The sequence below is a fragment of the Streptomyces sp. NPDC005931 genome (assembly GCF_042871235.1).
Lineage (GTDB): Bacteria > Actinomycetota > Actinomycetes > Streptomycetales > Streptomycetaceae > Streptomyces.
Window position 1 is genome coordinate 494,800 of record NZ_JBIAIG010000003.1, and the last position, 13,368, is coordinate 508,167.

13 protein-coding genes are annotated in these 13,368 nt (G+C 73.7%); 5 read left to right on the forward strand and 8 right to left on the reverse strand.

Going from position 1 to position 13,368, the window contains the following annotated elements; genetic code table 11:
• Positions 1-72: 72 nt before the first annotated feature.
• A complete protein-coding gene (locus tag ACFYOV_RS09755) occupies positions 73-1,446 on the reverse strand; it encodes a cryptochrome/photolyase family protein (RefSeq protein WP_389085052.1) in 1,374 nt (457 codons plus the stop codon).
• A 214-nt stretch (positions 1,447-1,660) separates the two neighbouring features.
• Complete coding sequence (locus ACFYOV_RS09760; RefSeq protein WP_389085054.1) at positions 1,661-3,229, reverse strand: SDR family oxidoreductase; 1,569 nt, start codon at positions 3,227-3,229, stop codon at positions 1,661-1,663.
• Positions 3,230-3,536: 307 nt separating this feature from the next.
• On the opposite strand from ACFYOV_RS09760, the gene ACFYOV_RS09765 reads away from it, so the two are divergent.
• Positions 3,537-4,451 carry a HipA family kinase gene (locus ACFYOV_RS09765; protein ID WP_389085056.1) on the forward strand — a complete coding sequence of 305 codons (915 nt, stop codon included), beginning with the start codon at positions 3,537-3,539 and terminating at the stop codon, positions 4,449-4,451.
• A complete protein-coding gene (locus tag ACFYOV_RS09770) occupies positions 4,448-4,723 on the forward strand; it encodes a SelT/SelW/SelH family protein (protein ID WP_389085059.1) in 276 nt (91 codons plus the stop codon). The genes ACFYOV_RS09765 and ACFYOV_RS09770 overlap by 4 nt, the downstream gene beginning before the upstream one ends.
• A 12-nt stretch (positions 4,724-4,735) precedes the next feature.
• Here the strand turns inward: ACFYOV_RS09770 and aceB are convergent, their stop codons facing one another.
• Positions 4,736-6,361: a malate synthase A gene (aceB, locus tag ACFYOV_RS09775; protein ID WP_389085061.1), complete on the reverse strand. Its 1,626-nt coding sequence runs from the start codon at positions 6,359-6,361 to the stop codon at positions 4,736-4,738.
• A 187-nt stretch (positions 6,362-6,548) separates the two neighbouring features.
• Positions 6,549-7,163, reverse strand: coding sequence for an NTP transferase domain-containing protein (locus ACFYOV_RS09780; protein ID WP_389085063.1), 615 nt, complete (start codon positions 7,161-7,163; stop codon positions 6,549-6,551).
• A 220-nt stretch (positions 7,164-7,383) separates the two neighbouring features.
• Between ACFYOV_RS09780 and ACFYOV_RS09785 the strand changes: the two genes are divergently transcribed.
• Complete coding sequence (locus ACFYOV_RS09785) at positions 7,384-7,698, forward strand: DUF5955 family protein (protein WP_389085621.1); 315 nt, start codon at positions 7,384-7,386, stop codon at positions 7,696-7,698.
• Positions 7,699-7,792: 94 nt separating this feature from the next.
• Here ACFYOV_RS09785 and ACFYOV_RS09790 read toward each other — a convergent pair whose 3' ends face one another.
• A complete protein-coding gene (locus tag ACFYOV_RS09790; protein ID WP_389085066.1) occupies positions 7,793-8,599 on the reverse strand; it encodes an IclR family transcriptional regulator in 807 nt (268 codons plus the stop codon).
• Positions 8,600-8,915: 316 nt separating this feature from the next.
• Between ACFYOV_RS09790 and allB the strand changes: the two genes are divergently transcribed.
• Together allB and alc are read left to right on the forward strand one after the other, a co-directional pair.
• Positions 8,916-10,256, forward strand: a complete 1,341-nt coding sequence (gene allB, locus ACFYOV_RS09795) for an allantoinase AllB (protein ID WP_389085068.1) — start codon at positions 8,916-8,918, stop codon at positions 10,254-10,256.
• A 26-nt stretch (positions 10,257-10,282) separates the two neighbouring features.
• The gene (alc, locus tag ACFYOV_RS09800; protein WP_389085071.1) at positions 10,283-11,398 is read left to right on the forward strand and encodes an allantoicase; all 1,116 of its coding nucleotides are present in this window, start codon (positions 10,283-10,285) and stop codon (positions 11,396-11,398) included.
• A gap of 203 nt (positions 11,399-11,601) precedes the next feature.
• Here alc and ACFYOV_RS09805 read toward each other — a convergent pair whose 3' ends face one another.
• The 3 genes from ACFYOV_RS09805 to ACFYOV_RS09815 all read right to left on the reverse strand — a co-directional run bounded on the left by ACFYOV_RS09805 (position 11,602) and on the right by ACFYOV_RS09815 (position 13,279).
• A complete protein-coding gene (locus tag ACFYOV_RS09805; protein WP_389085073.1) occupies positions 11,602-12,375 on the reverse strand; it encodes an SDR family NAD(P)-dependent oxidoreductase in 774 nt (257 codons plus the stop codon).
• Between the two features lie 205 nt (positions 12,376-12,580).
• Positions 12,581-12,976 carry a ribonuclease domain-containing protein gene (locus ACFYOV_RS09810; RefSeq protein ID WP_389085076.1) on the reverse strand — a complete coding sequence of 132 codons (396 nt, stop codon included), beginning with the start codon at positions 12,974-12,976 and terminating at the stop codon, positions 12,581-12,583.
• Between the two features lie 102 nt (positions 12,977-13,078).
• Complete coding sequence (locus ACFYOV_RS09815; RefSeq protein ID WP_389085078.1) at positions 13,079-13,279, reverse strand: hypothetical protein; 201 nt, start codon at positions 13,277-13,279, stop codon at positions 13,079-13,081.
• Positions 13,280-13,368 lie beyond the last annotated feature (89 nt).

The window sequence follows — 13,368 nt, forward strand, 5'->3', positions numbered from 1 at the left end:
GGCGGCCTGACGGGGCGCCGACCGACCGCCCGCCCCCGGTCCCTGCCTGATCCCTGTCTGCTCACGGCCTGATCACGCGCGGCCACGGGCCCGGCGGAAGCGGTCCAGGCCCTCGGCGAGATCGATCAGCGGGGCGGGATAACCGAGCCCTGCGCGCCGGTCCGCCGGGAGCCGCCAGGGCTCGTGCACCGTACGCGCGTCCAGGTCCGCGAGTTCGGGCACCCAGCGGCGCACGTAGGCGCCGTCCGGGTCGTAGCGCCTGCCCTGGAGCACCGGGTTGAGCACGCGGTGCGGCCGCGTGTCGGTACCGGTCCCGGCCACCCACTGCCAGTTGAGCTGGTTGTTGACCACGTCGCCGTCCACGAGCAGGTCCAGGAAGTGCCGGGCGCCGATCCGCCAGTCGACGTACAGCGTCTTGGTCAGGAAACTCGCCGCGAGCAGGCGGGCCCGGTTGTGCACCCAGCCCTCGTGACGCAGTTGCCGCATCGCCGCGTCGACGACCGGATAGCCGGTACGCCCCTCCCGCCACGCGGCGACGTCCTCGGCGGCCTCGTCCTCGGTCCGCCACCGGTCGTGCCGGGTGCGGTAGTCCCGTACGGACGCCTCGGGCCGCGCGGCCAGCACCTGGTGGTGGAAGTCGCGCCAGCACAGCTGACGCACGAACGCCTCCGCCCCGGGCCCGCCGCGGGCGCGGGCCCGCCGGACGAGTTCCGCGGCGGAGAGCGCGCCGAAGTGCAGGTGGGGCGACAGGCGCGAGGTAGCGTCCCCGGCCAGGTCGTCGTGCCGTTCCCCGTAGTGGTCGAGACCCGCACGGGCCCAGCGGGAGAACCGGTCGCGCCCCGCCGTCTCGCCCCCGGCCGGGAGACCCGGCGAGAGACCCGGCGTTCCCGCGCGGGACGGCAGCGGCTCACCGCGCACCGCGTCGGGGACGCGCACCGCACGCGGCGCCGGTAGCGGCTCCCTGAGCGGCTCGGCCGACCAGCGGCGCAGGTAGGGGGTGAAGACGGCGTAGTGGTCGCCGCCCGTCGGTACCACGGCCCCCGGGGCCACAGCGGTGATCACGGCGTCGTGCACCCGCAGTGCCACGCCCAGCCCGGCCAGTTCCCTCCGCAGCCGCTCCTCCCGGCGCTGGGCGTAACCGGTGACACCCGCGGCCATGTGCACCTGTGCGGCCCCGCACTCCGCAGCGAGGGCGTGAACCTCCCGGACCACCGGTCCCGTGCGCACCACGAGCCGGCCGCCGCGGTGTCGCAGCGAGGCGTCGAGGTCGGCCAGGCAGTCGGCGAGGAAAGCCCGACGGTTGGGGGCGTCGAAGCCGGCCGCGCGCACGCCGGGGTCGCGGACGAACAGCGGCACCACCTCGTCCGCCGCCGCCAGCGCGGCATGCAGCGGCGGATGGTCGTGCAGACGCAGGTCCGAGGTGAACAGGACGACCGCGACGGTCATGGCGTCACTCCTGGTGCTGTGTGCGGTGGTGCTGTTGCGGTGGTGCTGTGTGTATGCGGTGGTGCGGTGGTGCGGTGCTTCGGTGGTGTGCGTGCGGTGTGCGGTGTGCGGTGTGCCGTGGTGACCGCTGCTGGGGTGACCCGCTGACGTGCCGGCTGTGGTCCGGCGGCCCGCGACCCGGCTGCCCGGTTGCTGTGGCGCGGGACGGGACGGGCTAGCGCCGGGCTCCCCGCGTGCGGCGCGGGTGCCGGGCCGGGCCGGCACCCGCAGCGCGACCGGGCGCGCTCGCGCCCCGGGCGGCCGCCCGGGCGATATTGCGGGCCATGCCGCCGAAGACCACGGCGTGGAACGGCGAGACGGACCACCAGTAGGCGTGTCCCAGCAGGCCACGGGGGTGGAACAGGGCGCGCTGCCGGTACCGCGTGCGGCCGTCGGCGTCCGTGTCGACGCACATCTCCAGCCAGGCCAGGCCCGGCAGCCGCATCTCCGCCCGCAGCCGCAGCAGACGGCCGGGCTCGATCTCCTCGACCCGCCAGAAGTCCAGCGAGTCGCCGACCCGCAGGCGCTCGGCGTCGCGCCGGCCACGGCGCAGCCCGACCCCGCCGGCGAACCGGTCCAGCCACCCGCGGACCGCCCAGGCGAGCGGGAAGGAGTACCAGCCGTTGTCACCGCCGATGCCCTCGACAACCTTCCACAGCGCCTCCCGGGGAGCGTCGACCGGCAGCTGCCGCTCGTCCCGGTAGAGGCTGCCGCCGGCCCAGTTCGGGTCGGTGGGCAGCGGATCGCTGGGTGCGCCCGGTACGCCGGCGGACGACCAGCGGGTGGTGACCTGTGCCTCGCGCACCCGCCGCAGGGCGAGGGCCAGTGCCTCGTCGAAGGGCAGGGGCATGCCGGGCGGATCGGGCACGTACCGTGCGATGTCGTGCTCGTGGCAGACGACCTCGTGGCGCAGCGACTCAGTCAGGGGCCGGGCGAGGGACGCCGGGACCGGGGTGACCAGACCGATCCAGTGGCTGGACAGCCTCGGGGTGAGCACCGGCACCGGCACGATCAACCGCCTCGGCAGTCCGGCGACGGCCGCGTAACGGGTCATCATCTCGCGGTACGTCAGGACGTCCGGTCCACCGATGTCGAACGCCCGGTCGACGTCGGCCGGCATGGTGGCGGAGCCGACGAGGTAGCGCAGCACGTCACGGACTCCGATGGGCTGCGTCCGGGTGTGCACCCAGCTGGGGGTGACCATGGCCGGAAGCCGCTCGGTGAGGTAGCGCAGCATCTCGAACGAGGCCGAGCCGGAGCCGATCACCACGGCGGCGCGCAGCACGGTCGCCGGCACCGGGGCGTCGAGGAAGATGCGCCCGACCTCCGCCCGGGAGCGCAGGTGCGGGGAGAGGGAGTCCTCGGGTACACCCCGCGGGGTGAGCCCGCCGAGGTACACGATCCGCCGTACCCCGGCGGCGTGCGCCCGCTCGGCGAAGACGCGGGCGGCGCGGCGGTCGGTGTCCTCGAACCCGGACCCGGAGCCGAGGGCGTGCACCAGGTAGTACGCCACGTCGATCCCGCGCAGGGCCGCGGCGACCGACTCGGCGTCCGTGACGTCCCCGAGCACCGTCTCGGCGTCGGCCGCCCAGGGGTGGTCGCGCAGCTTGTCCGGGGAGCGGGCGAGGCAGCGGACCCGGTGTCCGGCCTCCAGCAGCTCCGGCACCAGGCGCCCGCCGATGTACCCGGACGCCCCGGTGACCAGACAGTGCAGCCGCTCCGCGCTCCGACCGTCCGTGCCCATGCTGCTGCCTCCGCCCGCTCGCCCCTTCACCACCCCTTCCCACCCACGGGCCCCGACGGACGCACCCGCACGGACAACCACCCGACCGTCACGGAGCACCGCCCCACGACGACGCCCGCACACCACCACCTCGGCCGATGCTGCTCCCTCCGCGGGAACGCACCCACGCCTCGATCACGTGGCGTGGTTACTATGCTCACCTCATGTCCGGAGCCCGTGAGCAAGGGCCGCACCGCCGCACCGCCTTGGAGTCGGCCGTGGAATGTGCCGTGGAACGCAAGGCCAGTGAGCCGCGGGGCCGTGGAACATGCTGAGAGAGGTCACCGCCACCCGCTACATCGCACCTCTGCGCTCCGGTGGCTCCGTCCCCGGCATCGTCGAGGCCGACGACCTCGGCACCTACGTCGTGAAGTTCACCGGCTCCGCACAGGGTCGCAAGGCCCTGGTCGCCGAGGTGATCGTCGGCGAACTGGCCCGCGCGCTGGGCCTGCGCTTCCCCGAGCTGGTGCTGGTGCGCTTCGACCCCGCGATCGCCGACCGCGAGCCCCACCAGGAGGTCCGGGAGCTGCACGCCTCCAGCGCCGGGACCAACCTCGGCATGGACCACCTGCCGGGCGCCCGCGACTTCACCCCCGAGGTCGCCCGGGTGTTCGAGGTCGATCCGCTGGAGGCCGGCCGGATCGTCTGGCTCGACGCGCTCACCGTGAACGTCGACCGCACCGTACACAGCTCCAACCTGATGATCTGGCCCACCCTCGGCACCGTGCCGCCACGCCTGTGGCTGATCGACCACGGGGCCGCGCTCGTCTTCCACCACCGCTGGGACGGCTCCGACCCGCGCAAGCGGTACGACTTCCGTCACCACGCCCTCGGCCACTACGGCCCCGACGTCCGCGCCGCCGACGCGGACCTGGCGCCGAGGGTGACCGAGGAGCTGCTGCGCTCCGTCACCGCCGAGGTGCCCGACGACTGGCTGGCCGGCGAACCGGACTTCGCCACGCCCGACGAGGCGCGCGAGGCGTACGTGACCTACCTCCACGAGCGCGTGCGGGCGTCCTCGGAGTGGCTGCCCACCGACTTCCCGAGCGCCGATGAGCTCGCCGAGGAGAACGCCCGGCGCGCGGCGAGGACCGAGCGGGGCCGGCCGGACTGGCTCAAGCGGGTCCCCGACCTGCACGGCAAGCCGGCGGCGGAACAGGATTGGTCGGTGCACCTGGGATGACGGACGTACGACGGGTGGAGATCGAGTACTGCACCCAGTGCCGCTGGCTGCCCCGGGCCGCCTGGCTGGCCCAGGAGCTGCTGACCACCTTCGAGGCCGAGCTGACGGAGCTGGCGCTGCGGCCCGGCACCGGCGGCGTCTTTGTCGTCCGGGTCGGCGACGAGGTGGTGTGGGACCGGCGCGAACAGGGTTTCCCGGAGCCGACGGCCGTCAAGCGCGCCGTGCGCGACCGAGTGGCCCCGGGGAAGACCCTGGGCCACTCGGAGCGCTGAACGACGGGTGGATCAGCCCTTGAGCTGCTCGTAGGCCGGCAGGGTGAGGAAGTCGGCGTAGTCCTCGTCGAGGGCGACCCTCAGCAGCAGGTCGTGCGCCTGCTGCCAGTTGCCGGCCGTGAATGCCTCCTGCCCGATCTCGGCGCGGACGGCGGCCAGTTCCTCGGCGGCGACCTTGCGGGCCAGCTCGGCGGTGACCCGCTCACCGTTGTCGAGCACGACTCCCGCGTTGATCCACTGCCAGATCTGCGAGCGGGAGATCTCGGCGGTGGCGGCATCCTCCATCAGGTTGAAGATCGCGACCGCGCCGACCCCGCGCAGCCACGCCTCGATGTAGCGGATGCCCACCTGGACGGCGTTCACCAGGCCCGCGTACGTCGGCCTGGCATCCAGTGAGTCGATCGCGAGCAGGTCCTCCGCCTTGACGTCGACGTCCTCACGCAGCCGGTCCTTCTGGTTCGGCCGGTCGCCCAGGACCCGGTCGAAGGACTCCATGGCGATCGGCACGAGGTCGGGGTGGGCGACCCAGGAGCCGTCGAACCCGTCGTTCGCCTCGCGGTCCTTGTCGGCCCGGACCTTCTCGAAGGCGGCCCTGTTGACCTCGGGGTCCTTGCGGGAGGGGATGAACGCCGCCATGCCGCCGATGGCGTGCGCGCCCCGCTTGTGGCAGGTGCGCACCAGGAGTTCGGTGTACGCGCGCATGAACGGGGCGGTCATCGTGACCGCGTTGCGGTCCGGCAGCACGAACCTCGCCCCGGCGTCACGGAAGTTCTTCACGAGGGAGAACAGGTAGTCCCACCGTCCGGCGTTCAACCCCGAGGCGTGGTCGCGCAGTTCGTAGAGGATCTCCTCCATCTCGTACGCGGCGGTGATCGTCTCGATGAGGACGGTGGCGCGCACGGTGCCCCGGGGGATGCCCAGGTAGTCCTGCGCGAGGACGAACACGTCGTTCCACAGGCGGGCCTCGAGGTGGGACTCCGTCTTGGGGAGGTAGAAGTACGGGCCCTTGCCGAGGTCGAGCAGCCGCTTGGCGTTGTGGAAGAAGTACAGGCCGAAGTCGACGAGCGCGCCGGGCACCGGGGTGCCGTCCGGGTCGGTGAGGTGGCGCTCGTTCAGGTGCCACCCGCGCGGGCGCATGACGACCGTCGCCAGTTCCTCGTCCGGGCGCAGGGCGTAGGTCTTGCCCGATCCCGGATCGGTGAAGTCGATGGCGCGGGTGTGGGCGTCGATGAGGTTGAGCTGGCCGAGGACCACGTTCTCCCAGGTGGGCGCCGAGGCGTCCTCGAAATCCGCGAGCCAGACCTTCGCGCCCGAGTTGAGGGCGTTGACGGTCATCCTGCGGTCGGTGGGGCCGGTGATCTCGACGCGGCGGTCGTTCAGGGCGTCGGGAGCCGGGGCGACCCTCCAGGAGTCGTCCGCGCGGACGGCTGCCGTGTCCGGGAGGAAGTCGAGCGTGGAAGTGCGGGCGATCTCGGCGCGGCGTTCCGCGCGGCGGGCGAGGAGCTCGTCACGCCGGGGCGTGAACCGCCGGTGCAGCTCGGCCACGAAGGTCAGGGCGGCGTCGGTGAGGACCTCCTCCTGCCGGGGCAGGGGCTCGGCGTCGACGACGGCCAGCGGGGACGGCGCTGGTGCGGACATCGGCAGTCACTTCCTTCAGCGGGCATGGCACCGGGTGCCAGTCGACCCGGGGACGGCGGGGAGCGCCCGGAGCGAGCCCGGGCCCTTCTGGGCAGTGGATAGTAGTTTCCTCATAGTGGAAGTTCAATGGTTTGTTGATGTCGAGATTCTCCGGTCCGAGGCAGGGTGGCGCTCGGTGCCACGCCGCTCACTCCAGGTGGCGCAGGTCCGCCTCGGTGTCGATGTCGTACGCCTCGGCCACGTCCCCGCACTCCACGAGGGTGATCTGTTCCGCGTGTTCCCCCAGGTAGGCGCGTGCCCCCCGGTCGCCGGTCGCCGTCGCGGCGACGCCGGCCCAGTGGGCGGCGCCGAACAGGACCGGGTGCCCGCGTACGCCGTCGTAGGCCGCCGACACGAGCGACGCGGGGGAGGTGTACGCCCCGAGCACCCGCGCGACGGCGTCCGGGCCGATCCCCGGCTGGTCCACCAGCGAGACCAGTGCGGCCCGCACGCCCGTACCGGCCAGGGAGTCCAGTCCGGCCCGCAGGGACGTGCCCATGCCAGGCTCCCACTCCGGGTTGTCGACGAGCACGCAGTCCGTCAGCGCGGCTCGGGTGCGCACCTCGTCCGCCCGTGCCCCGAGCACCACGTGCACGCGCGCGCAGCCCCCCGCGCGCAGCACCCGCACGGCGTGCTCCACGAGCGGCCGGCCCCGGTGGGTGAGCAGCGCCTTGGGCCGGCCGCCGAGCCGCCGACCGCCGCCGGCGGCGAGCAGCAGGCCGGCGATCGCCCGGGTGTCGGGGGTCGTCCGAGGTGTCGTCATGGCTCCTGCATACCGCACGGGCGTGATGGGGCGAGGTGGCGCGAAGGTCCGGGAGACCGGCCGAAAACGGATGCCTCGGGCCACTAGCTCACGCTCCGGAGCAAGTCGATGACGCTGCGGACTGGCGCGCGGGGTGCCGAGTGGCGTTTACTGGCCCGCACCGACCGGCGGGGTGCTGGGGCCGGACGGGGGCGTGCACGACGACGTGCCTGGGGGAGGACTGTTGCGGAGTGTGGAGCAAAGGCGTGTGGCGGACGGTCACACGGACCCGCGGGTGACGGAGTTGCGCGCCGCCGTGGCCCGGCTGCGCCGGCAGCTCGCCGCTCATCCCGCGGAGTTCCCGGACCGAAGCACCGCGGAGGAGGAACTGGCCGCGCTGGACGCCATGGCCGTCGGCGGCAGTACCGAGATTCCGCGGCTGCGCCGTTCCCTGTTGCTGATCGCCGGGGCGATCGGCTCGGTGAGCGCACTGGCGCGGGGCCTGCGCGAGGTGCGGGACGCGGTGGACCTCTTCGGTGGACCGCCGCAGGGCTGAGGCGCACGGGGAACCGCGCCGAGCCGGCGAGCGACCGTGGCTGGGCCCTCGGCCGGTGACGCGAGGGCTCGTCGCAGGGCGCGGGGTGGCCTGGTCAGCCGGCCGTGGTGCCGCCGGACGCGGTGAGGGTCCGGGAGAGTTCCGCCGCGACCTGCTGGAGCACCGGCACGATCCTCTCCGTCGCCGACTCGGTGACCCGCCCCGCCGGACCGGAGATCGAGATCGCCGCCGCCGTGGGGGAGTCCGGCACCGGCACCGCGAGGCAGCGGACGCCGATCTCCTGCTCGTTGTCGTCGACCGCGTAGCCCTGTCGGCGGACCTCCTCCAGTGCCGCGAGGAAGCCCTCCGGGGTGGTGATCGTCCTGTCCGTCGCCGCGGGCATCCCGGTGCGGGTGAGCAGCGCCCGCACCTCCTCCGGCGGGAATCCGGCCAGCAGCGCCTTGCCCACACCGGTGGAGTGCGGCAGGACGCGCCGCCCGACCTCGGTGAACATCCGCATCGAGTGCTTGGACGGCACCTGCGCCACGTACACGATCTCGTCCCCGTCGAGCAGTGCCATGTTCGCCGTCTCGCCGGTCTCCTCGACCAGACGGGCGAGGTGGGGACGCGCCCACGTGCCCAGCAGTCGGGAGGCGGACTCACCGAGCCGGATCAGGCGCGGGCCCAGCGCGTAGCGCCGGTTGGGCTGCTGGCGCACGTAGCCGCAGGCGACGAGCGTGCGCATGAGGCGGTGGATGGTCGGCAGGGGCAGGCCGCTGCTCGCGGACAGCTCGCTCAGGCCGACCTCACCGCCCGCGTCCGCCATCCGTTCGAGCAGGTCGAAGGCGCGCTCGAGGGACTGCACGCCGCCGCTGGCGGCGGACCGGGCGGAGTCGGTGGTGCTGGCGCTGGACGTCGGCACGGCGCGTTCCTTTCGGGGCTGGCGGGAGGGGCAGCAGCCTACCCGGCAGCCGGTTGACTGCCCGCTGGTGCAGAGCTACGTTCTGTGCATCGGAATATTAATTCCGCTTCATGGAAACGTCCAGACAGTGGTCGCCGGTCGGCCCGTGCGGGGAGTCCGCCCTTGACGGAGCGGAAGCGGCAGTGAAGACTCCTTCAACAGAACGTTGAATTCGGTCGGCGGCGGCCACGGACCCGACGTCGCGCACGCGCAGGGCGCGTCGCGCCGCCCAGGCCGCCCAGGCGGCGCAGGCCGTGGAGGTTCAGGAGGGCTCGAGGTGTCCGACGCCGAACTGGTGCTGCGCTCGACGCGCGTCATCACGCCCGAGGGGACCCGCGCCGCGTCGGTCGCGGTCGCCGACGGCACGATCACGGCCGTGCTGCCGTACGACGCGCCCGTTCCCGCGCGTGCCCGTCTGGAGGACCTCGGCGACGACGTCCTGCTGCCCGGCCTGGTCGACACCCACGTGCACGTCAACGACCCGGGCCGCACCGAGTGGGAGGGCTTCTGGACCGCCACGCGCGCCGCGGCGGCCGGCGGCATCACCACCCTCGTCGACATGCCGCTCAACTCCCTCCCGCCGACCACGACGGTGGACCACCTGCGCGTGAAGAAGCAGGTCGCCGCGGGCAAGGCGCACGTCGACGTCGGCTTCTGGGGCGGCGCCCTGCCGGACAACCTGGGGGACCTGCGCCCGCTGCACGAGGCCGGCGTCTTCGGCTTCAAGGCGTTCCTCTCGCCGTCCGGCGTCGACGAGTTCCCGCACCTCGACCAGGAACAACTGGCCCGCACGCTCGCCGAGATCGCCGCCTTCGACGGGCTGCTGATCGTGCACGCCGAAGACCCGAACCACCTCGACGCCGCCCCGCGGCACGGCGGCCCCCGCTACGCCGACTTCCTCGCCTCCCGCCCCCGCGGCGCGGAGGACACCGCCGTCGCCCACCTCGTCGACCAGGCGAGGCGGCAGGGGGCGCGGGTCCACGTGCTGCACCTGTCCTCCAGCGACGCGCTGCCTCTGATCGCGCGGGCCAGGGCCGACGGGGTGCGCCTCACGGTCGAGACGTGCCCCCACTACCTCACCCTGACCGCCGAGGAAGTCCCGGACGGCGCAAGCGAGTTCAAGTGCTGCCCGCCCATCCGCGAGGCCGCCAACCAGGATCTGCTCTGGCAGGCGCTGGCCGACGGCACCATCGACTGCGTCGTCACCGACCACTCCCCGTCCACCCCCGACCTCAAGACGGACGACTTCGCCACCGCCTGGGGAGGCATCTCCGGCCTCCAGCTGAGCCTGGCCGCCGTGTGGACCGAGGCCCGCAGACGCGGCCACGGCCTGGAGGACGTCGTGCGCTGGATGTCGACGCGCACCGCGGAGCTGGTCGGCCTCGGCGCCCGCAAGGGAGCCATCGCCCCCGGCCACGACGCCGACTTCGCCGTCATGGCCCCCGACGAGACCTTCACCGTCGACCCGGCGGCCCTCCAGCACCGCAACCGCGTGACCGCCTACGCGGGCCGGACACTGCACGGCGTCGTGAAGTCCACCTGGCTGCGCGGCGAGCGCGTCGTGGCGGACGGCGAGTTCACCGAACCGAAGGGCCACCTGCTCACCCGCCCCCACTGACACCCGAAAGGCAGGACCAGATCACCGTGACGGCGATTCCCCGCTTCACCGGCGACGCGAACCCCTACGGCGGCGGTGACCCGTACGCGGACTACCGCACCGCCGACCTCCCCTTCACCCACCTCGCCGACCTCGCCGACCGCCGGCTCGGCGCCGGTGTCATCGCCGCCAACGACGAGTTCTTCGCCCAGCGGGAGAACCTGCTGCTGCCCGGGCGCGCGGAGTTCGACCCCGAGCACTTCGGGCACAAGGGCAAGATCATGGACGGCTGGGAGACCCGGCGCCGACGCGGCAGCTCGGCCGACCACCCCTGGCCGGCGGCCGAGGACCACGACTGGGCGCTCATCCGGCTCGGCGCGCCCGGTGTCGTGCGGGGCATCGTCGTGGACACCGCCCACTTCCGCGGCAACCACCCGCAGGCGGTGTCGGTCGAGGGAACCTCGGTGGCGGGTTCCCCGTCACCGGAGGAACTGCTCGGCGACGACGTGAAGTGGACGACGCTGGTCCCGCGCACCCCGGTCGGCGGGCACGCGGCCAACGGCTTCGCCGTGTCGGTCCAACAGCGCTTCACCCACCTGCGCCTCAACCAGCACCCCGACGGCGGCATCGCGCGCCTGCGCGTGTACGGCGAGGTCGTCCCGGACCCGGAGTGGCTGACGGCCCTGGGCACCTTCGACGTCGTCGCCCTGGAGAACGGCGGGAGCGTCGAGGACGCCTCCGACCGCTTCTACTCACCGGCCACCAACACCATCCGGCCGGGCCGCTCCGGCAAGATGGACGACGGCTGGGAGACCCGGCGCCGCCGCGACCGGGGCCACGACTGGATCCGCTACCGGCTGGTGGCGCAGTCGCGGATCCGCGCCGTGGAGATCGACACGGCGTACCTCAAGGGCAACAGCGCGGGGTGGGCCTCGGTGTGGGTGCGGGACGGCGAGGACGGCGAGTGGCAGGAGATCCTGCCCCGCACCCGCCTCCAGCCCGACACCGACCACCGCTTCGTCCTCCCGGCCCCGGTGGTCGGCACCCACGCGCGCGTGGACATCCATCCCGACGGCGGCATCTCCCGCCTGCGCCTCCACGGCACCCTGACCGACCGGGGCGCCGCCGCCCTGACGACCCGCCACCAGGAGCTGGGCGCCTGACCCGGCCCCATAAGCCACCGCGCGGGGGGCGCCCCCCGCGCGGGACCTCGGGCACGTACCCGGCGGGTGCCGCGTACGTGCCCGTTCCCGGTGAACACCGCGCGGGTCCGGCGACCGGCCCGGCGCGGCCGCCTCGCAGGGACGACCCGCCGCCCCGACGGCACACGCGCCGGGCGGACCGGCCGGCAGGCGCCCCACGGGCCCTACGCCGCGTGACCCCCGTCCACCGGGAACTCCGCGCCCGTGACGTACGACGCGCCGGCCAGGTGGGCGATCGTGGCGGCGATCTCCTCCGGGGCGGCGAAGCGGCCCAGGGCGGTGAGGACGGCCTGGCCGGGGGCGTAGGGGCCGTCGGCCGGGTTCATGTCGGTGTCGGTGGGGCCCGGGTGGACGATGTTCGCGGTGATGCCGCGTTCGCCCAGCTCCCGTGCCAGCGCCCTGGTCAGCCCGACCAGGGCCGCCTTGCTCATCGTGTAGAGCGTCCCGCCGGGGCCCGGCACCCGCTGGGTCAGGCAGGTGCCGACCGTGATGATCCGGCCCCCTGCCGTCATGTGCGCGGCGGCCGCCCGGGAGGTCAGGAAGACACCGCGCACGTTCACCGCGAGGACCCGGTCGATGTCGGCGAGGGACAGGCTCTCCAGGGGGCCGAGCACACCGATCCCCGCGTTGTTCACCAGGACGTCCAGCCGCCCCAGCGCCCGCACCGCGGCCGGCACCGCACCCGCGGCCTCCGCCGCGTCCGCCGCGTCCGCGCGCAGGGCCACCGCGCGGCGCCCCAGCGCCTCGACGGCCCGCACGACGTCCTCGGCAGCCTCCTTGCCGTGCACGTAGGTGAGGGCCACGTCCGCGCCCTCGCGGGCCAGTCGCCGTGCCGTCGCCGCGCCGATCCCGCGGCTGCCGCCGGTGACCAGCGCCGCCCTGCCGGACAGGGGTGTCTCAGGAAGGGAACGGGGTGTCTCAGGAAGGTGAGGAGTCATGCCCCCATCCCAGCGGGCGGCGCACCGCCGCGCCGGCGGCCGACGGACGTCGACGTCGACGTCGGCAACGGCCACGCGGCGGTGAGGAGTTGCCACCCGGCGGACCGAGCGCCGCCGGAGTCGGAGAGCCACGAGCCGGTCTCGCCCCGCGGCGGGGGTGCGGTGGGGGGCCGCGGGGCGAGTGCCTCCGACCGGCCGGCCGGGCTCAGCAGCCGTGGTCGACCAGGTCGAACGACGCGTAGTGGTCGGCCGTGTAGTAGTCCTCCTGGCGCTCCTCACCGGTGACGATGCGCCGGGCGCCGCGCGTGGGCGAACCGGGCGTGATCACGGTGTACTCGTGGTAGTAGCCGGTGTCCCTGCCCGGCAGGATCCCTTCGCGGTTCTGGAAGACGGTGCCGTCCTGTTCGAACGGGAAGGGACCGCCCCGCTCGATCAGGTCGAGGGTGTCGTGCGCCTGGGGTGGCAGATCGCGGTGGCAGATGCTGCCGACCGCCGTGGCCGCGGCGCCCGCGGGTGCGGCGGACACGGTGCCGCCCACCAGCAACGCCGACAGCAGTGCCGCCGCGGAACCGATGCGGATGATCTGTGGGGGGAATCTCATGCCGCCATGATGACGCGCGTAGAAGGTGGCATGTCAATGTCAAGTCTGTCGTCTTTTCCGAGTACGCGCAGTTCGTTTCCGCGATGTTCACCTCCCGCCGCCTCACTCCGACTTCAGGCTCTCCGCCGCCGCGAAAAGGGCGACCGCCAGCACCACCAGGGCGATGCCGGCGTAGATCTCGTAGCCGTCGAGCAACCCCCACCGCTGCACCAGCCCCCAGTCCCAGCCGGTGAACTCGTGCGTCAGCCCCGCGACGCCCTGCACGAAGGCGACGAACCCGAGAAACTCCAGCAGTTGCTTCATGACCACGACCCTGGCCCCGTGGGCCCGCCCCGCGCCATCGGCCGCCGGGCCGCACCACGCGCGACGCAAGGACCCGCTCCGCCGCGCAG

Coding starts and splice junctions, on each gene's coding strand:
- ACFYOV_RS09755 (WP_389085052.1), bottom strand. CDS start 1,446: ATGACCGTCGCGGTCGTCCTGTTCACCTCGGACCTGCGTCTGCACGAC.
- ACFYOV_RS09760 (WP_389085054.1), bottom strand. CDS start 3,229: ATGGGCACGGACGGTCGGAGCGCGGAGCGGCTGCACTGTCTGGTCACC.
- ACFYOV_RS09765 (WP_389085056.1), top strand. CDS start 3,537: ATGCTGAGAGAGGTCACCGCCACCCGCTACATCGCACCTCTGCGCTCC.
- ACFYOV_RS09770 (WP_389085059.1), top strand. CDS start 4,448: ATGACGGACGTACGACGGGTGGAGATCGAGTACTGCACCCAGTGCCGC.
- aceB (WP_389085061.1), bottom strand. CDS start 6,361: ATGTCCGCACCAGCGCCGTCCCCGCTGGCCGTCGTCGACGCCGAGCCC.
- ACFYOV_RS09780 (WP_389085063.1), bottom strand. CDS start 7,163: ATGACGACACCTCGGACGACCCCCGACACCCGGGCGATCGCCGGCCTG.
- ACFYOV_RS09805 (WP_389085073.1), bottom strand. CDS start 12,375: ATGACTCCTCACCTTCCTGAGACACCCCGTTCCCTTCCTGAGACACCC.
- ACFYOV_RS09810 (WP_389085076.1), bottom strand. CDS start 12,976: ATGAGATTCCCCCCACAGATCATCCGCATCGGTTCCGCGGCGGCACTG.
- ACFYOV_RS09815 (WP_389085078.1), bottom strand. CDS start 13,279: ATGAAGCAACTGCTGGAGTTTCTCGGGTTCGTCGCCTTCGTGCAGGGC.